The sequence below is a fragment of the Streptomyces sp. NPDC048002 genome, assembly GCF_040653275.1.
Taxonomy (GTDB): Bacteria; Actinomycetota; Actinomycetes; order Streptomycetales; family Streptomycetaceae; genus Streptomyces.
The window spans coordinates 1-21,234 of the sequence record NZ_JBEZNL010000009.1 but is presented as its reverse complement, the minus strand read 5'-3'; the positions used below and the strand labels follow the sequence as shown (position 1 = coordinate 21,234).

The 21,234-nt window shown below is 73.5% G+C and carries 21 protein-coding genes, 1 tRNA gene and 1 pseudogene; 9 read left to right on the top strand and 14 right to left on the bottom strand.

Translation table 11 applies throughout. From position 1 onward, the window contains the following. The first annotated feature begins 1 nt into the window (after position 1). The gene (locus AB0E07_RS14395; protein WP_354714792.1) at positions 2–199 is read left to right on the top strand and encodes a helix-turn-helix domain-containing protein; all 198 of its coding nucleotides are present in this window, start codon (positions 2–4) and stop codon (positions 197–199) included. After that, positions 199–1,479, top strand: coding sequence for a tyrosine-type recombinase/integrase (locus tag AB0E07_RS14390; protein WP_362250331.1), 1,281 nt, complete (start codon positions 199–201; stop codon positions 1,477–1,479). Before AB0E07_RS14395 ends, AB0E07_RS14390 begins: the two co-directional genes overlap by 1 nt. 148 nt (positions 1,480–1,627) lie before the next feature. Here the strand turns inward: AB0E07_RS14390 and AB0E07_RS14385 are convergent, their stop codons facing one another. The 5 genes from AB0E07_RS14385 to AB0E07_RS14365 all read right to left on the bottom strand — a co-directional run bounded on the left by AB0E07_RS14385 (position 1,628) and on the right by AB0E07_RS14365 (position 9,057). Next, positions 1,628–2,737: an ABC transporter substrate-binding protein gene (locus tag AB0E07_RS14385; protein ID WP_362250328.1), complete on the bottom strand. Its 1,110-nt coding sequence runs from the start codon at positions 2,735–2,737 to the stop codon at positions 1,628–1,630. Between the two features lie 177 nt (positions 2,738–2,914). After that, positions 2,915–4,333, bottom strand: coding sequence for a Cys-Gln thioester bond-forming surface protein (locus AB0E07_RS14380; RefSeq protein WP_362250325.1), 1,419 nt, complete (start codon positions 4,331–4,333; stop codon positions 2,915–2,917). 263 nt (positions 4,334–4,596) lie between these two features. Further along, entirely contained in the window at positions 4,597–5,154 is a 558-nt protein-coding gene (locus AB0E07_RS14375) for a single-stranded DNA-binding protein (protein WP_362250322.1), read from the bottom strand. Between the two features lie 312 nt (positions 5,155–5,466). Further along, positions 5,467–7,446, bottom strand: coding sequence for a GTP-binding protein (locus AB0E07_RS14370; RefSeq protein ID WP_362250320.1), 1,980 nt, complete (start codon positions 7,444–7,446; stop codon positions 5,467–5,469). Positions 7,447–7,449: 3 nt separating this feature from the next. Further along, positions 7,450–9,057, bottom strand: coding sequence for a dynamin family protein (locus tag AB0E07_RS14365; protein ID WP_362250317.1), 1,608 nt, complete (start codon positions 9,055–9,057; stop codon positions 7,450–7,452). 320 nt (positions 9,058–9,377) lie between these two features. On the opposite strand from AB0E07_RS14365, the gene AB0E07_RS14360 reads away from it, so the two are divergent. Together AB0E07_RS14360 and AB0E07_RS14355 are read left to right on the top strand one after the other, a co-directional pair. Further along, positions 9,378–9,453: transfer RNA gene (locus AB0E07_RS14360), tRNA-Arg, on the top strand. A gap of 84 nt (positions 9,454–9,537) precedes the next feature. Further along, positions 9,538–9,762, top strand: a complete 225-nt coding sequence (locus tag AB0E07_RS14355) for a cold shock domain-containing protein (RefSeq protein ID WP_362250315.1) — start codon at positions 9,538–9,540, stop codon at positions 9,760–9,762. Here AB0E07_RS14355 and AB0E07_RS14350 read toward each other — a convergent pair. Then, positions 9,737–10,702, bottom strand: coding sequence for a helix-turn-helix transcriptional regulator (locus AB0E07_RS14350; RefSeq protein WP_362250312.1), 966 nt, complete (start codon positions 10,700–10,702; stop codon positions 9,737–9,739). The genes AB0E07_RS14355 and AB0E07_RS14350 overlap by 26 nt on opposite strands. Before the next feature lie 254 nt (positions 10,703–10,956). Between AB0E07_RS14350 and AB0E07_RS14345 the strand changes: the two genes are divergently transcribed. The 3 genes from AB0E07_RS14345 to AB0E07_RS14335 all read left to right on the top strand — a co-directional run bounded on the left by AB0E07_RS14345 (position 10,957) and on the right by AB0E07_RS14335 (position 13,855). Beyond that, the gene (locus AB0E07_RS14345) at positions 10,957–12,378 is read left to right on the top strand and encodes an MFS transporter (RefSeq protein WP_362250309.1); all 1,422 of its coding nucleotides are present in this window, start codon (positions 10,957–10,959) and stop codon (positions 12,376–12,378) included. 41 nt (positions 12,379–12,419) lie between these two features. Further along, a complete protein-coding gene (locus AB0E07_RS14340) occupies positions 12,420–13,379 on the top strand; it encodes a D-2-hydroxyacid dehydrogenase family protein (RefSeq protein WP_362250306.1) in 960 nt (319 codons plus the stop codon). A gap of 188 nt (positions 13,380–13,567) precedes the next feature. After that, a complete protein-coding gene (locus AB0E07_RS14335; protein WP_362250304.1) occupies positions 13,568–13,855 on the top strand; it encodes a chaplin in 288 nt (95 codons plus the stop codon). 164 nt (positions 13,856–14,019) lie between these two features. Here AB0E07_RS14335 and AB0E07_RS14330 read toward each other — a convergent pair whose 3' ends face one another. The 8 genes from AB0E07_RS14330 to AB0E07_RS14295 all read right to left on the bottom strand — a co-directional run bounded on the left by AB0E07_RS14330 (position 14,020) and on the right by AB0E07_RS14295 (position 19,247). After that, on the bottom strand, positions 14,020–14,886 hold the full coding sequence (locus tag AB0E07_RS14330; protein WP_362250301.1) for a tyrosinase family protein: 867 nt from the start codon (positions 14,884–14,886) through the stop codon (positions 14,020–14,022). Further along, positions 14,870–15,340, bottom strand: a complete 471-nt coding sequence (locus AB0E07_RS14325) for a tyrosinase family oxidase copper chaperone (protein ID WP_362250298.1) — start codon at positions 15,338–15,340, stop codon at positions 14,870–14,872. Before AB0E07_RS14325 ends, AB0E07_RS14330 begins: the two co-directional genes overlap by 17 nt. 130 nt (positions 15,341–15,470) lie before the next feature. Continuing rightward, complete coding sequence (locus tag AB0E07_RS14320) at positions 15,471–15,983, bottom strand: hypothetical protein (RefSeq protein ID WP_362250295.1); 513 nt, start codon at positions 15,981–15,983, stop codon at positions 15,471–15,473. 237 nt (positions 15,984–16,220) lie between these two features. Further along, on the bottom strand, positions 16,221–16,826 hold the full coding sequence (locus AB0E07_RS14315; protein ID WP_362250292.1) for a vitamin K epoxide reductase family protein: 606 nt from the start codon (positions 16,824–16,826) through the stop codon (positions 16,221–16,223). Further along, positions 16,826–17,320, bottom strand: a complete 495-nt coding sequence (locus AB0E07_RS14310) for a DUF5949 family protein (protein ID WP_362250289.1) — start codon at positions 17,318–17,320, stop codon at positions 16,826–16,828. Before AB0E07_RS14310 ends, AB0E07_RS14315 begins: the two co-directional genes overlap by 1 nt. 180 nt (positions 17,321–17,500) lie before the next feature. Beyond that, positions 17,501–17,797: a hypothetical protein gene (locus tag AB0E07_RS14305; protein ID WP_362250286.1), complete on the bottom strand. Its 297-nt coding sequence runs from the start codon at positions 17,795–17,797 to the stop codon at positions 17,501–17,503. A 187-nt stretch (positions 17,798–17,984) separates the two neighbouring features. Next, positions 17,985–18,758 (bottom strand): hypothetical protein, encoded by a 774-nt coding sequence (locus AB0E07_RS14300; protein ID WP_362250283.1) that lies wholly within the window; start codon positions 18,756–18,758, stop codon positions 17,985–17,987. 249 nt (positions 18,759–19,007) lie between these two features. Beyond that, positions 19,008–19,247 carry a chaplin gene (locus AB0E07_RS14295; protein WP_351924300.1) on the bottom strand — a complete coding sequence of 80 codons (240 nt, stop codon included), beginning with the start codon at positions 19,245–19,247 and terminating at the stop codon, positions 19,008–19,010. Positions 19,248–19,603: 356 nt separating this feature from the next. Here AB0E07_RS14295 and AB0E07_RS14290 point away from each other — a divergent pair, with 356 nt between their 5' ends. Then, a complete protein-coding gene (locus AB0E07_RS14290; RefSeq protein WP_362250280.1) occupies positions 19,604–20,764 on the top strand; it encodes a glycosyltransferase in 1,161 nt (386 codons plus the stop codon). Further along, positions 20,761–21,234: pseudogene (locus AB0E07_RS14285) on the top strand (transferase); the annotation flags it as partial. The gene AB0E07_RS14290 and the pseudogene AB0E07_RS14285, both read left to right, overlap by 4 nt.

Here is a 21,234-nt window from a genome sequence, read left to right as displayed (position 1 = left end):
TATGGCGACAGCACTGCCGCACCGCTTCCTGACCCCTGAGGACCTGGTCGAGATGTTCGAGCTGCCCAGCGTCGAGACGGTCTACCAGTGGCGCCGCAAGCGCACCGGTCCCCGCGGCTTCCGCGTCGGCCGGCACCTCCGCTTCGACCCGACCGACGTACGGGCCTGGGTCGACTCCCAGCTCGGGGAGGCTGCCTGATGGCCGGACACGTCCAAGACCGCTGGTACCGGACCGAGACCGGCCCGAACGGCAAGCCCCGCAAGGTCAAGACCGAACGCCACGGCGTGGGGATGCGGTACCGCGCCCGCTACATCGGTCCCGACGGCACCGAGAAGTCCAAGAGCTTCCCGGACAAGCAAAAGCGGCTGGCCGACACCTGGCTGACCAACATCGAAGCCGACATGGCCCGCGGGCAGTACATCGACCCGAAAGCGGCCCGTGTCACCTTTCGGGAGTACGCGGAACGCTGGCTCGCCGCCCTCACGACCGACCTCACCAGCCGGGCCGCCGTGGAAGGACGGCTGCGCCTCCATGCCCTGCCGTACCTCGGCGCCCGCCCCATCGGCTCGTTCCAGCCCGAGCACATCCGCGACTGGAACCGCCAGCTCGAAGAGGCCGTCTCGTCGGCTCAGTACCGGCGCCTCATCTTCGACGCGGTCTCCTCCGTGCTGAACGCGGCCGTGGATGACCGCCTGTTGGCCTCGAACCCCTGCCGTGCCCGATCGGTCAAGGCACCGCGCCCGGTCCCGACACGCGTCCATCCGTGGTCCGCTGAGCAGGTGTTCGGCGTACGCGCTGGCCTGTCCGAGCGCTACCGCGCCATGGTCGATGTCGGCGCCGGGTGTGGCCTGCGACAGGGCGAGATCTTCGGCCTGGCCGTCGACAACATCGGGGACCTCGGCTGGCTTTACGTACGCCAGCAGGTCAAGAAGGTGCGTGGGACGCTCGTCTTCGCCCCACCCAAGCGGGGCAAGGTCCGTGACGTCCCCCTCGACGCCGAGGTGTCGACCGCGCTGAGCGAGCACATGAAGCGGTTCCCGCCCGTCGAGGTGACCTTGCCGTGGCTCAGGCCGGACGGCCCGAAGGTGACACACCTGCTCGTCTTCACGAGCGGCGTCGACTCCGCCATCTGGAGCCAGGGGTTCAATGACCAGTCCTGGAAGCCCGCGCTGGCATCCGCCGGCATCATCTCAACCCCCAAGAAGGGCCAGCGGTACGCGGCGGCACGCGAACACGGCATGCACGCCCTACGCCACTTCTACGCCTCGGTCCTCCTGGACGCCGGAGAGAACATCAAGGCCCTGAGCCTCTACCTCGGTCACAGCGACCCGGGGTTCACCCTCCGCGTCTACACGCACCTCATGCCGTCCAGCGAGACCCGAACCCGGAAAGCCATCTCCGCGATGTACCGGGCCGCCGGTCACGCTCATGACGGCCCGGAGGCGCAAGACGGCCCACAGACGGCCCAAGCCGCCTGACACGGCCCCTCATCGGCAGGAAAACCGCTGGTGAGGGGCCTTTTCATGCCCTCTCGCGGTAAGTAACACCCCATCTTGCCCGACGGCTACCCCTGGGGGGAAACCCGTCTGGGCTGGGCCCTGTGACCTGGGGTTTTGGTAGCGCGCGTCAGCCGGTGCGCAGGACGCGGAACCGGTCCGGGCGCGCCGGGTCGCGGTCGGCCACCTGGACCGGCGGCCAGGCCCACTGCCGGACGCCGATGCCCGGTACACGGGAGAACCGGATCGTGCCGCGGGTGCCCTCGACTGTCACGTCCGGCCAGGCACCGGCGATCCGGGCCCGGTCCGTGCCGTGGGCGCGCAGCAGCCCGGCGAGGACCGCGATCGTGTCGTAGCCCTCGTAGGCCACGAAGGACGGCGTCCCGGCGAGTGTCTCGCGCAGGGCGGCGCCGACCCGTTCGCCGAGCGGGCCGAGGCGTTCCGGCAGGTAGCGCAGGAAGGGGATCCCGGCGCCGTGGGCGCCCAGCAGCCGCTCCCACTCCGGGAGTTCCGGCTGCCCGGCCGGAGCGCCGATCAGGACCTCGGTGAGCCGCTTGTCCTCCCGGACGGCCCTGACGAGGGGCACGGCCGGGTCGGGGTGGCCGACCAGGAGCAGGAGGGCGGTCGCGCCGTCCTCGGCGAGTGCGTCGCACAGTTCCTCGGGGCCGAGCGCGGCCGCGTCGAGTTCGGTCACGGTGCCGCCGTGCGGGGCGAGGCGCTCCCGCAGGATGCCGGTCCCGGACGCCCAGTAGAGGCTCGGCTGTGTCGCCAGGGCGACCCGGCGGTGGCCCGCGCCGAGCAGGTGGTCCGCGTAGGTTCGCCAGCCGTGGGACTGCGCCGGGGCGATGCGCGCCACATGGTCGGTCGGCTCGTCGGTGAGCGCGTCGAGCACCGCCGACGAGCACAGGAAGGGCAGGCCGAGGGCGTCGGCCCGCGCGGCGGCGGCGCGGGCCACGACGCTGTGGTACTCCCCGGCCAGGGCGGCCGCGCCCAGGCCGGCCAGTTCCGTGACGGCCGCCTCGGCCCGCCGGGGATCGGCGGCGGTGTCCCGGACGACCAGCTCCAGCGGCCGTCCCCCGATCCCGTCGGCCTCGTTGACCTCGCGTACGCCCAGTTCGAGCCCGGCGAGCAGGTGCCGGCCGGCCTCGGCCCAGCCGGGCGGGGTCAGCGGGGCGAGGGCGCCGATGAGCACGGCCGTGCCGTCGGCCGCTCCCCGCGCGGGCAGTCCTGAGCTGTCCATGTGATTCCCCCGTTGCTGTTCGGTTGTGGGTCCCCGGAGGACCGCCCGCGCCTCGGCCCGTGCCTCAGCCCGTGCCTCAGCCCGTGCCTCAGCCGGCCCGCCCGACCGCCCGGCCCGACCGCCCGACCGACCGCCCGCCCGCCCGGACGACGGTGCACGCCGGCTCGGACGGCGCTCTCAGCCCTGTCCCGATGCCTGCCGACGGCGGACGATCAGCAGGGACGCGCCGCCGATGACGACCAGGCCGATGGCCACCGCCGCGATCACCGGGGTCGCGGCGGAACTGCCCGTCGCCGCCAGGTTGGTGTCCGTCGAGGTGCCGCCCACCGTCGCGGGGCTGGGCTCGGCCAGCGTCTGGGTCGTGGTGTTGTCGGCCGCCTCCGCCGCGTGGGTCATGCAGTCCAGTACTCCGGTGAAGCGCTTCTCGAAGCCACCGGGCCCCTCGATGGTGAAGTCGTAGGCCTGGTCCTCCTGGAGCGGGATCGTCACCGTCCGCGTCTCCCCGGCGGCGATGGTGTACTCCGTGCCCAGCAGTGCGAAGGTGAAGCTCTCGTCGCCCTCGTTGGCGGCCACGATGTCCACGCCGCCCTCGGCGCAGTTCTTCGAGGCCGACAGCGCGGGTATCGCGCCCTCGCTCGCCCAGGTGGCACTGGCGGTCGCCGACACGGTCGACTCGCTGGAGCCGGCCAGGATCTGCGTCTGGCTGCGGCTCTCGGAGGTGAAGGCGCGCCCCACCGGCACGGTGGTGGACGCCTGCACGGTCAGCTCGGCGGTACCGTCCGCCGCGTCCTCGGGCACGTCGAACCAGACCTGGCCGCCGTCGGAGGTGCCGGTGACCGGCTTGCCCTCCTCGTCGACGACCCGGACCCCGCTCATCGCCGAGGGCGGGACCACGGTCACCGCGTTCGCGCCGGTGTGCACGGTCACCGGTCCGAGCCGCTCGCCGGGGTGCCCGGAGAGCACGGGCGGATCGAGGGTCAGCGATGCCCGGGGCTCGGCCACGTCGCGGGCGTTCTGCTCCAGGTAGTCGGCGAGCTTCTCGGCCTGCGGGTCGACGGCGTCCACGTCGGCGCCGTCGGAGTAGCGCCACACGGCGACCTGCGTGCCCGCCGCCGCGTCCTGCTCGGTGAGACCACCCTGCACCCCCGCCTTTCGGCCGAGCGCCGCGAGGTCGTTCACCTGGGGATAGGAGTTCTGAAGGATCCAGCGGATGCGGCCCGAGTTCTCGTTGGCGCCGAGCGAGGTCCCGTCCCACGGCGTCTCGTGATACTTGGCGTCCTTCTGCGTGGGGTTGTAGAGGTCCACGCAGTACGTCTGGAGGGTTCCCCCGCCGTCGACGGACATCTCGAACAGGCCCGCCGATATCTCCTGGTCGCCGGAGTCGCCGTGGACGACGGCGGCACCGTAGGTCTTCAGGCCGCCTATCGTGGCGGTCGCCCCGCCCTGGCTCCCCGCAGCGCCGGCCGCCGCGGCGGACGGGCCGGCACCGGCCACCGTCGTACCGGCGGCGAGCAGGCCGGACACCAGCGTCGCGGCGGCGAGCCGGGCCGCCGCCCCTCGGCCGCGCCCGGTCAGCGCGGAGAAAGCAGAGAGCACAGAATTCCCCTTCGAGCAGGACCCGTTGATGTGGGGGGACGGTCCCACCAGCAGAACTACAAGCCACCAGAGCCTTGTTCGGCATCCTAAGGAACTGCCGCACCACGCCTCCCGGAGATCTCATGGGAGGGGTGATCCGACTCGGAATCGTTATCGCCCCGGACGGTTGCGGGCCCGGCTTATCGACAAATCTACCGGGATGGGTCGAGGTGAAGCCATCGATAAGCCGAATAACGGTCAGATCGGCCCGTCTGGTGGTGACGTCATGTCACCGCTGCCGTCTGGGGAACTTGTTGAGCCGGCGGACCGGCCGCCATCGACCGGGCCGTCATCGGGCCGGCCTCCATCGATCCGGCCGTCATCGGGCCGGCCGCCGCCTCCCCCGTCGAGTCGTCCGCCGGACCCACCGGTGTCTCCCAGTCCGGCTCCGGCCGGGGCGGCGTGGCGTTCGCGGCCGGTTCCGGCCGGCCCGGGCGGCGGAAGGCCGACGTGCCCCGCGCGAGATCGTGGCCGATCGCCACCGCCTCGATGTCCGCCGAGGTCCAGGTCTGCTGGTCCCGCACCTCCGAGCGGACCTTCAGCCTCCCCTGGACGAGCACGGGGTCGCCGACGGTCAGCGAGGCCGCCGCGTTGGTGGCGAGCTGTCGATTGGCCCACACCGTGAAGAAGTTGGTGTGCCCGTCCGTCCACTCGTTCCTCTCGCGATCCAGATAACGCGCCGTCACGGCCAGCCGGAACCGCGCGGACGGCCCCGTCACCGCCTCCCGGTACACCGGCTGCGTCGCCACGTTGCCCACCACGGAGATGGTTGTCTCGTTCATCGTGCGCCCCTCACTCGCCCGGCTCACCAGGTCCGGGCGGATCCACGTACGGGCCCGTCCCGTACGGCTGCGTCTGCCGCGCCGACCGCGTCTTCCGCGTATCGCCGCGTATCGCCGCGAAGCCAGACTGCACCCGCCGGACCGAGCCCGCCGCGCCCTGTGGACCACCCCCGCGCCTGTGGAAAACCCCGCAACGCGAACGTGGGGCTCCGCATCCCGCGAAGCCCCACGTCCACATGAGCCACCGACCACCAACCGTCACCCACGGGCGATCAGTCGCCGAGCCCGCCCCCGCACCTCACTCGCCGAAGGTCACCCGGACCCCACCCCGCAAACCCGCCCGTACTGCTCCCGGACCTCCCGGTACCGAAGCAGTTCCGCGGCCAACGGATCCAGTACCCGCGCCCGGCCGCACCCGGCGGCCGCCTCCCGCAGTCGTCTCTCCGCCTCCGCGCCGTAGCGCCGGGCGGGCCCCCGCGCCGCCATCCGGCAGCCCCACTCCACGAGCGGACCGCCGACGATGCCGGCCACCATCAGCAGCACCGGCACGCCCAGGTTCGGCGCCATGACACCCGCGATCTGCGCGGCCAGCCACAGCCCCCCGACGACCTGGAGCAGCGTCATCGACGCCTGCACCAGCACGGCCGCCGGCCACCAGCCCGGCCTCGGCGGCCGGCCCGGCGGCAGCCCCGCCTTCGCCGCCAGGTCGTCGAGGGCCTCGGGCAGACCCTGGGAGCCGCGGACGGCGGCCTCCCGTACCGCCTGGGCCCACGGCGCCGGAAGCCCGGCCGAGGCCCGCTCGGCGACCGTGCGCACCGCCTGCTCCACCCGCTGGCGCGCGGTGGCCTCCTCGTCCGCCTGGGACCGCAACGGGAACCGTCCGGTCGGGGGTTCCATCCGGTCCTGGTACCACCGCCACAGCCGCAGCCACGGCGTGCCACAGGCGCGGTTGGCGTTGCGCAGCCAGGCGCGCTCGGCGGCCTCCCCGGCCGCGGTCGCGCCCACGGCGTCGGCGAGCCGGGCGGCGAACTCGTCGCGGGCTTCCTCGCTGAGCCCGCCGTGCCGGGAGGTGGCGTACACGGGCCGCAGCTGCCACGCGGCCGTGTCCACGTCGGCGGAGATCCGGCGCGCCGCAGCGCCCCGCTCCCCGACGAACTGGCCGAGCACCTCGCGCAGTTCACCGACGCCGTCGCCGGTGAGCGCGGACAGCGCGAGGACGGTGGCGCCCGGTTCGCCGTACTCGCCGAGCGCGATGCCGTCCTCGTCCAGCAGGCGCCGCAGGTCGTCGAGGACCTGCTCGGCCGCCTCGCCGGGCAGCCGGTCGATCTGGTTGAGCACGACGAACATGACCTCGGCGTGGCCCGCCATGGGCCGCAGATACCGCTCGTGCAGCATGGCGTCCGCGTACTTCTCCGGGTCGACGACCCAGATGACCGCGTCGACGAGGTTCAGCACGCGGTCCACCTGCTCGCGGTGCTGCACGGCCGCGGAGTCGTGGTCGGGCAGGTCCACCAGGACCAGTCCGCGCAACTGCCCGTCGGCGTCCGTGTGCTGGGCGGGGCGCCGGCGCAGCCGGGGCGGGATGCCGAGCCGGTCGATCAGCGCGGCCGCGCCGTCGCTCCAGCTGCACGCGATGGGCGCGGCGGTGGTCGGGCGGCGCACTCCGGTCTCCGAGATGGTCACCCCGGCCAGCGTGTTGAACAGCTGCGACTTGCCGCTGCCGGTCGCGCCCGCGATGGCGATCACCGTGTGCTCGCCGGAGAGCCGGCGCCGCGCGGTGGCCTCGTCGAGGACCCGGCCGGCCTCGGCGAGGGTCCGGCTGTCGAGCCGGGCGCGGGACAGCCCCACGAGTTCGCGCAGCGCGTCGAGCCGCGAGCGCAGGGCGCCGTCGTACGCCAGTGTCGGAGCCCCCTGCGGCACGGACGCCCGGCTCTCCACGGCGGGTACGGGCTGCTCGGCGTCGCCCTCGTTCACCCGGCGGGCGATGAGCCCGTCGTCCCAGGCGGGTCCGGAGTCCGGTCCGGCGCCGGGCTCCTCGGGCGCGCTCCCGGAACCGGAGTCCGCGGGTACGCGCGCGTGCCCGCGTCCGGACGCCCGGCCGGCATCCTTACGACCGACGCCGGGGCCGGGGCCGGCGTCGGCCCCGGGCGTGTCGTGCTCGTTCTCCGCGTGCTCGGCATGTTCGGCGCTCCCGGCCTTCCCACCGGTCCGCGCGGCGTCGTCTCCGGCGGTGTCGTCCTCGGCGGGCTCGCCGTGCCGCGGGTCGTGGTCCTGGTCAGTGACGGCGGTCACCGGTCACCTCTCCTTCTGCAGTACCGACAGGGCGGCGATGAGTTCGGCCTGGGGCTCGGGATGGACGTCGAGGGCGTCGAGGGGCGCGAGCCTGCGCTCGCGTTCGGCGAGCATCACCCGGTCCAGGTGCTCGGCGAGCAGCCTGCCGCCGCGGTCGCGCAGCCGCAGCGCGCCATGGGCGCCGATGCGCTCGGCGAGCCGCTCCCCGGCCGCGCGGGCGCGGCGGCCGCCCAGCAGCGCGGTGGCCACGAGGGCGGCGACTGCCTCCGGATCGGGCGCCACGCCATTGTCCATCTCGCGCACCTCCTCCTCGGCGCACTCCTCCAGCTCGCGCAGCCAGCGCCGCACGGCGAGACCGATGCGGTGCTCGGCGCTCTCCAGGGCGGGGTCGCGGTCCCGGAGGCCGGGCGCGGCGGACGCCGGTTCGCGGCGCCATGCCTCGTCGACGCGCTCGTCGGCGGCCGTGACGGCGCACAGCAGGAGCGCCGCGAGGCTCTCGGCGAGGGCGTCGAGCAGCTCACCGGCGGAGCAGTCGAGGGGGAAGGCGCGCCAGCGCTTGAGGGCGTCACCGGCGAGCACGGCACCGGACTGGAGCCGCCCCCGCACGCGCGCGTGCTCGCTGTCGTACGCGGACTCGACGGCGGCGGTGAGGCGGAGGGCGGCGGCGTATTGGGCCGCCGCCGCGCCGGCGAGCTCCGGCATGCGGGCCTTGAGGGAGTCGAGGACGCCGTAGGCGGTACGGGCCATGACGTGCTGGCGGGCGACCGGGTCCTGGGTCTGGTGCACCAGCCAGGTGCGCAGCGACGCCACCGCGCTGGCGGGCAGCAGCCCGCCGCCCCACGCCGACTCGGGCAGCTCGGGGACGGTGAAGCGGGGCACGCTGCCGAGTCCGGCCTTGGTGAGCAGGGCGCCGTACTGCCGGGAGACCTCGGAGACGACCTGGTGCGGTACGCGGTCCAGGACGGTGACGAGGGTGACGTCGTACTCCTTGGCGGTGCGCAGCAGGTGCCAGGGGACGGCGTCGGCGTAGCGTGCGGCGGTCGTGACCATGACCCAGATGTCGGCGGCGCAGATCAGTTCGGCGGCGAGGACGCGGTTGTCGGCGACGAGCGAGTCGACGTCGGGCGCGTCGAGGAGCGCGAGGCCGCGCGGGATCGTGTCGGCGGTCTCGACGCGGAGCACGCGCGTGGGGTCCTCGCCGGGCAGCAGGAGATCGTCGCCGGGATCCTGCTGGGGCACCCACACGCGGGTGAGGTCGGGCAGCACGCGCATGCCACTGAACCAGTGGTGATCCTCCGGATGGCAGACGAGCACCGGGGTCCGTGTCGTGGGCCGCAGCACGCCCGCCTCGCTGACGCGGCGGCCCACGAGGGAGTTGACCAGCGTCGACTTGCCGGCCCCGGTGGAACCGCCCACCACCGCCAGCAGGGGTGCTTCAGGTTCTCTCAACCGGGGCACCAAGTAGTCGTCGAGCTGGGCGAGCAGTTCGTCGCGGTTGGCACGCGCGCGTGGCGCCCCGGCCAGCGGGAGCGGAAAGCGTGCGGCTGCGACACGGTCGCGCAGAGCGGAGAGTGCGTCGATCAGCTGAGGCCGTACGTCCAAGGTCACCACATGTGAAGAATGCCCAATTTTAGGGGAATTCTGAAGCATATGAGCATGTCTGCGCGCCGACAGAACAGAAGGGACGGAAGGGGCGACTGGGACACCGGCACAGTCCAGGCATAACGAGTGCACAACACCCGGTGCGCCAGAGGCCAAAAGCGGTGCACGATTCGTACCTGCCTGCGATTATCAGGACCGCTTCACTGAACCTCCACATAGGGTCACGGAGGCGAAGCAACAGGGACAAGGACGCGGGAGCCCTATCCTTGTCCCCGGCAACGTCAAGGATCAGCCCGCACCCGGGCACCACGACAGAGGCCACCACACCGGCCCCCGTAGCTCAGTGGATAGAGCAGGCGCCTTCTAAGCGCTTGGCCGCAGGTTCGAGTCCTGCCGGGGGCGCCATTTCACAGCTCTCCTCCGGGAGGGCTTTTTGCTGGTCAGTGGCCGTTTCACTCACCCCGGGACGAAGCCCGTAGGGTGCTGGTCATGGTGACTGCGACCGTTCGTGAGTGGTACGACGAGGAAGGCTGGGGCGTGCTCGACTCCGCCGAGACTCCTGGTGGTTGTTTCGGCCACTACTCCGATATCGCGCGGCCCGGCTTCCGCACCCTGTCGCCCGGGGAGCAGGTGGACCTCACGTGGGAGGCACCCGGCTTCAAGCAGGACGGGTACGACTACCGCGCGGTCAGTATCGTGCCTCGGTCCGCCTGACCGCCGTAGCCGCGGACTCGGCGGACGCGACGGACTCGGCGGACGCGACGGACTCGGCGGACGCGACGGACTCGGCGGACGCGACGGACGCCGCCGGCACGCTCGCCAGCAGGCGCAGGGCCGCGTCCGACGGGGTGCCCGGCTCGGCCGTGTAGGCGATCAGGCGGTGGTCTCCGGGGCCGGGGACGAGCAGGTTCTCGAAGCTGAGTTCCAGCTCGCCGACCAGCGGGTGGCGCAGGCGCTTCAGGCCGGAGGTGCAGGTGCGCACCGGGTGCCGGGACCAGCGTGTCGCGAACTCGTCCGAGCGGAGCATCAGTTGGCCCACGAGTTCGGCCAGGGCCCGGTCGTCGGGGTGGCGGGCGGCGATCAGGCGCAGGGAGGCCACCGCGAGTTGGGCCTCCTCGTTCCAGTCCGGGTACAGGTTCCGGTACCGCTCGTCCAGGAAGAGCATCCTGGTCAGGTTGGGGCGGGTGGCGGGAGTGTCGGGGCTCCCGGCCGCCAGGTGCCCGGCGAGGAGGGCGTGGCCGAGCCGGTTCCAGGCGAGGACGTCGCCGCGCCGGTCCAGGACCAGGGCCGGGACCTCGGTCATGGCCGCCAGCAACTGCCGTGCGGAGGTGCCGACGTGCTCCGCCCGCGCGGGTGCGGGACGGGACGACGACGCGGCCGGCCTGGCGAGGGTCTTGAGGTGGGCCGTCTCGTCGGCGCTGAGGCGCAGGGTGCGCGCGAGCGCCTCCAGCACACTGTCGGAGACTCCGGTCGCCCGGCCCTGTTCGAGCCGGGTGTAGTGGGTGATGCTGACCCCGGCGAGCATCGCGAGCTCCTCCCGGCGCAGCCCCGTGACGCGGCGGCGCGTGGGGTGCGGCGCGATGCCGACCTCCTCCGGGCGCAGCGCGGCACGGCGGGACTTGAGGAACTCTCCCAGTTCGGACGGGGCGGCCATCCATGCCTCCAGGTCGGCGCGGTGCGGCGGGCTGCGGTCACTGGCTTCCCATGATGCCCGCCGCTCCCGGCCGACGGGGCGGGTGAGGGTGGTCCTGCGACGACTACCCTCACGCCGGCTGTGCGCGACAGGGATCTGGCTGGGGTCCCGGGCGCCGACCAGCCTTTCCTCCGTAACGACCATGTCCCCGACGGCGCATGGGGCGCCCCGTGGCGCAGCCCCGCCGGGAACCGTGAGGAAGAGGTCTCGACGTCATGTCCGTCACCGATGCGACCGATACGAAGGAGGCCGGCTCCGCTCCGGCCACCGCGCTCACCCCCCGCCTCAGGCTGGTGCTGGTGCTGCTGCTCGCGGCCCAGTTCATGCTGGCCGTGGACTTCTCCATCCTGAACGTGGCCCTCCCGGTGATCGGCGCGGGCCTCGGCTTCTCGCTGGCCCATCTCCAGTGGATCGCCACGGCGTTCGCGCTGTGCGCGGCCGGATTCACCCTGCTCTTCGGGCGGATCGCCGATCTCTTCGGCCGCCGCCGGCTGTTCCTGGGCGGACTCGTCGTCCTGGCGGCGGCCTCGCTGGTCGGGGGCCTGGCGCAGAGTCCGGAGGTGCTGATCGTGGCCCGGGTCTTCCAGGGGCTGGCCACCGCCGCGGTGACCCCGGCCGGGCTCTCGCTGCTGACCACCTCGTTCCCGGAGGGGCCGCTGCGCGAGAAGGCCCTCGGACTCAACGGGGCCCTGATGTCCGCCGGGTTCACCACCGGCGCCGTGCTCGGCGGCCTGCTGACCGACCTGCTGTCGTGGCGCTGGGCGTTCTTCATCAACGTGCCCGTCGCGCTGGCCGTGCTGGTGGTCGCCCCGACGGTCCTGAAGGAGTCGCGGCCCGCGGCGCGCCCCCGGCTGGACGTGCCCGGCGCCGTCGCGGTCACGCTCGGTCTGCTGGCCGTCGTCCTCGGGCTGACGCGGGCCGGTGAGCGGGGCTGGGGCTCGGCGGACGCCCTGGTGCCGCTCGCCGCGGGCGCCGCGCTGCTGCTGGTGTTCGTCGCCGTCGAGCGCCGGGTGTCCGCGCCCCTGGTGCCGGTCACCGTGCTCCGCAAGCGCTCGGTGGCCTGGGGCAACGTCGCCGGTCTGCTCGCCTTCCTCACCGAGACCTCCCTGGTCTTCCTGCTGACCCTGTACCTCCAGGAGGTGCTCGGCTTCTCCCCGCTCGCCGCCGGACTGTCCTTCGGGGTGCTCGGCGCCGGAACCGTGGTGGGCGGCTTCCTGGCCCCGAGGGTCATCGGAACGATCGGACGCAGGCGGACCCTGATCGCGGGCGGCCTGCTCCAGACCGTGTCCACCGCAGCCCTGCTGGGCCTCGGCGAGGGCAGCTCGTGGATGTGGCTGCTGCTGACCGCGACCTTCGCCGGCGGCGTGGGCAACATGCTTGTCATCGTGGGCTTCATGGTCACCGCCACCTCGGGGCTCGCCGACCACGAACAGGGGCTGGCCACCGGACTCGCCACGATGACCCAACAGATCGGCATCACCATGGGCACGCCGGTCATGAGCGCCGTCGCCACCGCCGCGATGACCGGCACCGGCGCCGCGGCCATGCTCGCCGGGCTGAAGGTGGCGATCCTGGTGAACGCCGCCCTCGCCCTCCTCGGCGTCCTCACCAGCGCCCTCTTCCTGCGCGACGCGTAAGGTCGCGCGGGAACAGGCCCGAGCCCCCGGAAGGATCTCCCGTGCCCCTGCGCTGTGCCGTCCTCGACGACTTCCAGCAGGTCGCGACCGAACTCGCCGACTGGTCGCCGGTCGCCGCCGACGTCGAAGTGGTCTCCTTCGACGCGCACTTCACGGACGAGGACGCGCTGGCCGCCGCGCTCGCGGAGTTCGACATCGTCGTCACCCTGCGCGAGCGCGTGTCCTTCCCCGCCTCCCTGTTCGCCCGTCTCCCCCGGCTGCGGCTGCTGATCGCCTCCGGCATGCGCAACAGCGTGATCGACTACGCCGCGGCCCGGGAGCACGGCGTCACCGTGTGCGGTACGGCCAGTTCCTCGACGCCTCCCGTGGAGCTGACCTGGGCCCTGCTGCTGGGCCTGGCCCGCGGCCTCGTGACGGAGAACGGCGCCCTGCGCTCCGGCGGGCCCTGGCAGTCCACCGTCGGCGCCGACCTGCACGGCAGCCGGCTGGGTCTGCTGGGACTGGGCCGGATCGGCGGCCAAGTGGCGCGGGTGGGGCTCGCGTTCGGCATGGAGGTCAGCGCCTGGAGTCAGAACCTCACCGCGGAACGGGCGCAGGAGGTGGGCGTGGAGCGGGCGGCGAGCAAGGAGGAGCTCCTGGCCCGCAGCGACTTCGTCTCGGTCCATCTCGCGCTCGGCGACCGCACCCGCGGCCTGCTGGGCGCCCCGGAACTCGCCCTGCTCAAGCCGACCGCCTACCTGGTCAACACCTCCCGCTCGGCCCTCGTCGACCAGGAGGCCCTGCTGGCCGCGCTCCACGCGGGCCGGATCGCCGGGGCGGCGGTGGACGTCTTCGACATCGAACCGCTCCCCGCCGGCCACCCGATGCGCACGGCGCCCCGACTGCTGGCCACCCCGCACCTCGGCTACGTCTCCCGGGCCAACTACCGTACGTACTACGGCCAGGCCGTCGAGAACATCCGGGCCTTCCTGGCGGGTTCCCCGGTGCGTCTCCTGCCCTGATCCGTGCTCCCGGGCAGCCCGCACCACGGCACGCGCCACCGCCCCCACCACCGCCCGCACCACCGCACGGGTTAACGCCCGGGGTGATCCCGGCGTGATCGCCGTGACCAGCCGCGCCCCTCCGCGTTGAACGGGAAGTGCGGCGGCGCACCCTGCCGCCCAGCTCACCGAACCAAAGGAGAAACGTGATGTCGCGCATCGCGAAGGCGGCCGCGGTCGCCATGGGCACCGGTGCCATGGTCGTCGGCGGGGCCGGAATGGCCCTGGCGGACGCGGGCGCCAACGGCATGGCCGAGCACTCGCCCGGCGTCGGGTCCGGCAACCTCATCCAGGTCCCGGTCAACGTGCCGGTCAACCTGTGCGGGAACACCGTCGACGTGATCGGCCTGCTGAACCCGGCCTTCGGCAACACCTGCGTCAACGCCGCCGACGACGAGCGCTCGCACGACGACGGCGGCTACGGCTACGGCGGCTGACGCCTCGTCGACCCTCGCAGTACCAGCAGTACCAGCAGTACCAGCAACACCCGCAGAACCCGCACCACCCGCACCACCCCCGTACTTCCCCGTACGGACGAGAGCCCCGGCACCTCCGAGCGCCGGGGCTCTCCCCCTTTCCGCACGCGGTCGGCGAACCGCGCTCACCCGTACCGGTAGATCGCGCTGACGTCCTCCAGCTGGTCCGGCGTCACGTCCCACGGCGGCAGCTTCTCGTGCCGGGCGACGACCCGCCCGCGCTGCTCGTTCCCGACGGCGGGCTGCTTGGCGGGCAGATAGCGGTGCACCTTGTGCCGCCGCTGCCAGCGGGTCCAGCACAGGTCGATGAAGGCGTGGTGCAGCCAGAACACCGGGTCATTGACGGAGGCGCCGCCGACCATGTCACCGCCGACCCAGCGGTGCACCCGGTTGTGGGTGCGCCAGGCGACCGGGCCGCGACCGGGGGCCCATCCCTCCAGCCGGTTGCGGAATCCCTTGCCGGAGGTGGAGTTCCACGGCGACACGTCGTAGACGGGGTCCGCCAGCGCCGCCTCCAGGTCGCCCTTGGTGGGCAGGGCGATCGGGTCTCGGGACCGGCCCAGGTCCCGGGTGAGGAACCTGCGGTCGGTCACCCGTTCCCGCAGGGGCCAGTTGCCCTGGGCGTAGGCGAACGGCCCGGTCATCACCTGCCGGTCGAAACTCCGTCCGTTCCCGCCGAGCAGATCCGCCGTCCAGGGCGCCGCGCTCGCGGTCCGGTCCTTGGTCCAGTCCCAGTACGGCAGGGTCACCGAGGAGTCGATCCGGCGCAGCGCCCGCTCCAGGTCCAGCAGGAACCGCCGGTGCCAGGGCAGGAAGGAGGGCGCCATGTGGGCGGTGCGCAGTCCGCCCTCGCCGTCGGCGACGTAGTACTCGATGTGCATCCGGACGAACTCGTCGTACTCGCCGCGTCGTTTGAGTTCCAGCAGCGCCTTCACCAGCCGCCGCCGTTCGGTGACGGTCAGTGTGCTGACGTCCTTACGCGTGTACGCCATGGGTTCCCCCTGTCCCGGTCCGTGTGTCACACAGCTGTTCGCCCGGCCCGAGTTCGTCCACCGCCGCCCGGGCCGCGTCCAGCGGTGCGGCGTAGGTGCAGTAGTGGTCGACCATGCTCAGCCAGGTGCCGTCCGCGCGGCGCATCAGGTGCAGCGGGGTGCCGTCGACGGTGACGTACCACTGCTCGGGGCCGCAGGCGCCGCCCGCCGAGAGGCGGACGCCGCGCAGGTGCCGCCCCCGGTAGGTCTCGTCGAAGGCCCTGCCCCCGGGGGCCTCCCGGGTCCGCTCGGGGGCCGGTGGCCGGGAGGCCGCGATCACCGGTGCCGTCGCCAGCGCCCCGGCCGCGGCGAGGAGCCGCCGCAGTACGGCCCGGCGGCTCCCCGGGCGCCGTCCCGGTCCCGCCCTGCCCCGCGTCGCGCGCTCCGCTCCCGCCGTCACGCCGCCACCTGCCATCGCGCGCTCCTCATCCGGTTGGTTTGTCATAGCGGTAACCTCCCGGCGGCCCGGCCGGTCACCGCCCGTACCCCGGAAAGGCGAAAGGGCCCGACGGGCGCGGCGCGCCCCGGGCCCACATCGCCGACGGCTACAGGCCCGGCCCCATCGCCAGGGAGGCGCCGGGCACGGTCTGCAGGAGCGGGGTGAGCACACCCACCTCCGGCAGCTTGGGCTCCGGCAGGCCGAAGTGGTCCGGGTTCGGCGGGGTGAGCGGGGCGTCCAGGGTCAGCCCCGGGGCCAGGGTGCGCAGGTCGGAGGCGGGGGCGTCGAGGGCGACGTGGTCGAAGTCGTCGCCGAGGAGCCGCGGCAGCGGGGCGCGCAGGCCCACGCCGGGCAGACCGCCGCTGACCGGGAGCTGCGGGACCGCCCGCTCGGGGATGAGCCGGCCCTCGACGTACCGCGGGCCCTCGGGGGCTCCCGGCACGGGCAGGGGCAGCTCGCCGCCGATCTTCGGGAGTTCGATGTTGAGGGACTTCTCCACGCCGTCCAGCGGCACCGGGACCGGGACCGTGCCGACCGCGGTGGCGGGGGTGGCGGAGGCCACCGCGGCCGCGACGCCCGCGACTACGGCGGCCAGGGTTCCTCGGGTGGTCGACTTCATCTCAGCTGTGGTCCCTTCCAGGGTCTCGGTGGAACGACGTCCGTACCGCACAACGACTCCGGGACCACGGCAGCGCGGAATTCGCCCGATCGCCGCAGTAGTAGGATCTTCGCCAGTGTGACCGTCGCCAGTAAGACCATCGTCAGTAAGGCCGTCGTCCGCACGAAAGCCGCCAGCACGAAAGCCGCCAGCACGACAGTCGGCAGTACGACAGTCGGCAGTACGCCCGTCGGCCGGTCAGCTCGTCCAGAAATCCCACCAGCGGGTCAGGATCAGCATCCCGACGACGCCGAGGTGCAGCACCGGGGGCACCCAGGCGAACTCGCCGAGGAACCCGGCCAGCCAGGCCGGAGCGGGCACGAGCCCGGTACGGACGAGCAGCGCGACGACGTACCAGAAGAGGACGATGGTGGCGACCCACGCCAGACAGCACCACAGGCACAGGGCGTTGATCCGGTACAGCGACTCGAACTGGAGCCAGGAGACGAAGCCGACGCCGAACAGACAGCCCGCCGCGAAGGTCAGCCAGTACCAGCGCGGGAAGCGGGCGCCGGCCCACAGGCCGACACCGACGCAGACGACGACTCCGTAGGCGACCAGGCCCAGCATCGGGTTGGGGAAGCCGAAGGCCTCGGCCTGGTCGCTCTCCATCACGCTGCCGCAGGACACCACCGGGTTCAGGCTGCACCCCGGGGTGAAGTCCGGGTCCTCCAGCAGCTTGAACTTGTCGATGGTGATGACCCAGGAGGCCAGCAGTCCGGCGGCCCCGGTGAGCACCAGCAGCAGGGCGAAGCCCCAGCCCGCGCCCACGGTCCGCGCGGACCGTCCCGCGGTCGCGGCCATCAGCGCAGGCTGCGGGCCGGCAGGACGACGTGCGCGGCGGCGTTGAGGGTCTCGTCCGCGCCCGCGAACGCGGCCAGCGCCTCGGGGTCGACGGGCTTGCCGGGCTCCGCCTCGGGCCAGGGGCGGGTGGTGAACACGAAGTAGGCGAAGCCGCGTTCGGCCACGGCCTCGATCCACTCCGGCGGCGGGGAGCACTGGGCGTTGAAGCCGGGCATGTTGACGACGGCCTGGCCGGCCTCGACGAGCAGGCTGACGGGCAGGCTGGGCCGGGCGTTGCCGTCGACGAGGTCGCCGCCGACCGGCAGGTCGTTGCGCTCCAGGAGCGCCTCGACGGCCCGGGTGGAACCCTCGGGGCCCTCGGCGCCGTCGCCGAGGGTGTAGGCGAGCAGGTAGGGCATGTCGCCGCCGGGGGCCTCGCCGCTCCAGGCCATCACGACGAGCGTGCCGAGTTCGGCCGCGCTGAAGGGGCGGTTTTCGCTTGAGGTTGAGGTCACCGCGCGACCTTATCGACGGCGCGGAACCCCCTCCGGGCGCTTCTCACCCGACCGGGCGACCTCCCGCGCCCTGTCCACACGAACGAGTTACCCGGGCCTCGAACAGGGCCGGGCGGGTACGCGCCGAGGGCCGGTTCCGCGGGTGCGGAACCGGCCCTCGTGGCGGTGCGGGGCGTCCTGTCAGCCCTGGAGGGGCAGGCCGCCGAGCAGGCCGCCGCCCGCGTTCAGCGCGGTGGTCGCGCCCTTGACGGTGTTGAGCACGGAGTCCTTGTTCTCGGTGTCGAGAGCGTCCGACTGGTGCTGGAGCGGGAGCGCGTCGGTGGCGGAGGGCGCCAGGCGTCCGCTGGTCAGCGTGTTCACGGCGCCGGTGAGGCTGGTCGGCGTGAGGTCGGCGGGGCTGTGCGCGAACGCGGGCGCGGCCGCTCCCGCGACGACCAGGGAACCGGCAACGACAGCGGCGGCCTTCAGGGACTTCATCGTCTTCCTTTCTTCGGCAACGCACGGTCACCACGGGGAGTTCTAACGACGTGCCTAACGACCTTGTCCCGGCGCGGAAACCCCGGGGCCGCATCCTCATATGAGATCCCGGCGAGGAGCGCGGGAGGGGCGGGAAGGGCGGAGCCCCGGGTGCCGGCGTGCGGTTCCCGGGGCTTCGCGGGTCGGTTCAGGAGGTGGGCAGCAGACCGCCGGTCGGCAGCGCGGGCGCCTCGACCGGCAGGCTCGGGGCCTCCACCGGCAGGCTCGGGGCCTCCACCGGCAGGCTCGGGGCCTCCACCGGCAGGCTCGGGGCCTCCACCGGCAGGCTCGGCAGGGCCGGCAGTCCGGGCAGGTTCGGCGCGGGCAGGCCGCCGCCGAGCAGGGTGGCGGCGACGACGTTGACCAGGCCGGTCAGTACGCCGGTGACGGCGGGGACGACCTGGCCCACGTCACCGGAGGTGACGGCGGTGAGCAGGGTGTTCACCGCCGTCTGGAGGCTGGTGAGGGAGTCGGCGACGACGTCGGCCGGCAGCGCGGAGCGCGCCGTGGAGTCGTCGCTCTTGGCGGCCGGCAGGCTCGGCGCGGCGGGCAGGGCGGGTGCGGCGACCGGGGCGGCCGGCAGGGCGGGCGCCGCTGCCGGGGCGGCCGCCGCGGCCTCGGCTATGGCGTCCTTGACGGCCTGGCCGAGCTTCTCGGCGTCCGCGGCGGGCAGTTGGCCGTTGTCGGCCTTGAGCGCGGCCTCCAGCAGGTCGGTGACCGGGGTGAGCACACCGCCGAGGTCGCCCAGGGCCTCGGTCTGGGCGAGCAGCGCGTCCGCGCCGGGGACGGGCGCACGGGACGCCGCGTGGGTGCGCTCACGGGCGGAGTCGTCGGCAGCCGTGGCGACTGGCCCGGCGATTCCGAGCAGGAGAGTGGCGCAGAGTGCGGAGACCGCGATACGCCGTGCGGGCAGGGCACGCATGGGTGTTCCTTTCGGTGGTGCTTCGATCTTGTGCCCACCGTGGAAGCGTCGAACGCGCTCTGCAACCGTTCGAGCGCTCTGCGTAATCATCGGCGCCCCGTTCGGACCACGTCTTCCCTGGTGAGAGGGGCTGTCAAGGCGACGCGACGGACCTGGCGACGGGGTCCCCCGTTCGGGGTAACGCGAAACGGCCGCCCCGCCGTGGCGGATCCACGGAAGAGCGGCCGGTGAAGGGGTTTCGCGGCGACGTCAGTCGTTGACGCAGGTGTTGCCGAACGCCGGGTTCAGCAGACCGATCACGTTGACCGTGTTGCCACAGACGTTGACCGGAACGTGGACCGGAACCTGGAGGACGTTGCCCGACAGCACGCCCGGGGAGTGGGCGGCGCCGCCGTTCGCGCCGGCGTCGGCGGAGGCGATGCCGGCGCCACCCGCGACGGCAGCGGCAGCGGCGGACGTAAGGACCAGGCCCTTCGCGATACGCGACATGGAGAGGTGCTCCTTGGTGTTGACACAAACATCCGGGCGGGGATGCCCGGCGCTGTGTCAACGCGTGACGCGCACCGGGGTTGTGCCGCCAAAGGGGTGATGTCCCGACGAGGCGGCTTCACGATTCCGACACACATGCCCGGTTTCTACGGATTAGTCCGGTCGGCCACTAGAGTTGCGGGCCTCGTTCGAACCGGACAAGGCCCGGCCGAACGGCGGTGACCCGCCGCCCGTTCGGCTCGTTTCCCAGCGGGGCGCGGTGTGGGCCGGCGCGCTCCTCGTCGCCGTCGGCGCCCTGAGCTGAGGCGCGATCCCCCGCCCGTCCCCCGCGACACCATGAGCGAGGAAGCCGCGCAATGCACCTGCCAGCCACCGACCGTCCGCCCCGGGTGCTGCACCTGACGCAGCCCGTGGACGGCGGAGTCGCCCGCGTCGTGACGGACCTGGCCCGCGCCCAGCTCGCGGCCGGTCTGCACGTCACGGTCGCCTGCCCCGACAGCCCGCTGACCACCACCCTGGGGGCGCTCGGAGCGGACGTACGCGCCTGGTCCGCGACCCGCGCGCCGGGTCCGACACTCGTTCGGGAAGTACGCCTTCTCGCCCGCCTGATCGAGGACGCGCGGCCCGATCTGGTGCACGCCCACAGCGCCAAGGCCGGTCTGGCGGGGCGGCTCGCGGTGCGCGGCCGGATCCCCACCGTGTTCCAGCCGCACGCCTGGTCGTTCGAGGCGGTCGGCGGCACCACCGCGGCACTGGCGCTCAACTGGGAACGCCGGGGTGCCCGTTGGGCCTCGCGCGTGGTGTGCGTGAGCGAGGCGGAGCGGCTGACCGGGGTACGCGCCGGGATCCGCGGCCGGTACACGGTGATCCCCAACGGGATCGACCCCGAGCGCTTCGGCCCCGCCCCCGCCGGCCCCGTCCGAGCCGAACTGCTGCCGGACCTCCCGGCGGAGGCCCCGCTGGTGGTGTGCGTGGGACGGCTGTGCCGCCAGAAGGGGCAGGACGTGCTGCTGCGGGCCTGGGCCTCGGTGGCGGAGCGGGTGCCCGGGGCGCGGCTGGTGCTGGTCGGCGACGGACCGGACGCCGGGCCGCTGCGGGCGCGGGCGCCGAGGTCGGTGGTGTTCGCGGGCGCCGTCGCCGACGCCGCCCCCTGGTACCGGGCCGCCGATCTGGTCGTCCTGCCCTCGCGCTGGGAGGGCATGGCGCTCGCCCCGCTGGAGGCGATGGCGTGCGGCCGGCCGGTGGTGGTGACCGAGGTGGACGGGGCCCGGGAGAGCATGCCGCCCTCGCTCGCGCCGCACTGCCTGGTGCCCCCGCGCGACCCGGCACGGCTCGCCACGGCCGTCACCGAACTGCTGCGCGACCCACTGCTGCGCGAGTCCCTCGGACACCAGGGCCGCCGGCACGTCCTGACCACGCACGACGTGCGGCACACGGCGGAGACCGTCGCGGAGGTCTACCGCGACCTGATCGACCGCCCCGTGCCCACCCAGTCCAGGGAGTCCATCCACTCGTGACCGCCGACAGCACCCTCCAACCGCCCGGCAGGCGGGCACGGGACACCGGATTCTCGTCCGTCGCCGTCATGCCGCCGCGCGGCTCGACCGCCGGTTTCCGCTTCCCGGTGCGCCGCCCCCGGCCGCGCCCGGCCTCACCCCTGCCGCTGCTCGCCGCCGACACCGTGGCCGCGCTGCTGGGCGCGCTGGCCCTCACCTCCGTCCAGCGCAACCCGCTGACGGTCGCCCTGCTGGTGGCGGCCACCCTGCTCACGCGCATGCGCCCGCCCCGCCCCGTCACCGGACTGCTGGACGAACTGCCCGTGGTCTGCGGCCGGATCACGGTGGCCTGGCTGGCGCTGGCCACCGCCGTCGCCGCGCACACCCCGCACCAGCCCGTGGCGTGGCGCACGCTCGGACTGGGGCTGCTCATCCAGTGCGTGGCCGGCTGCGCGGGCCGCGCGCTGGTGCACGCGGCCCGCGCCGACGCG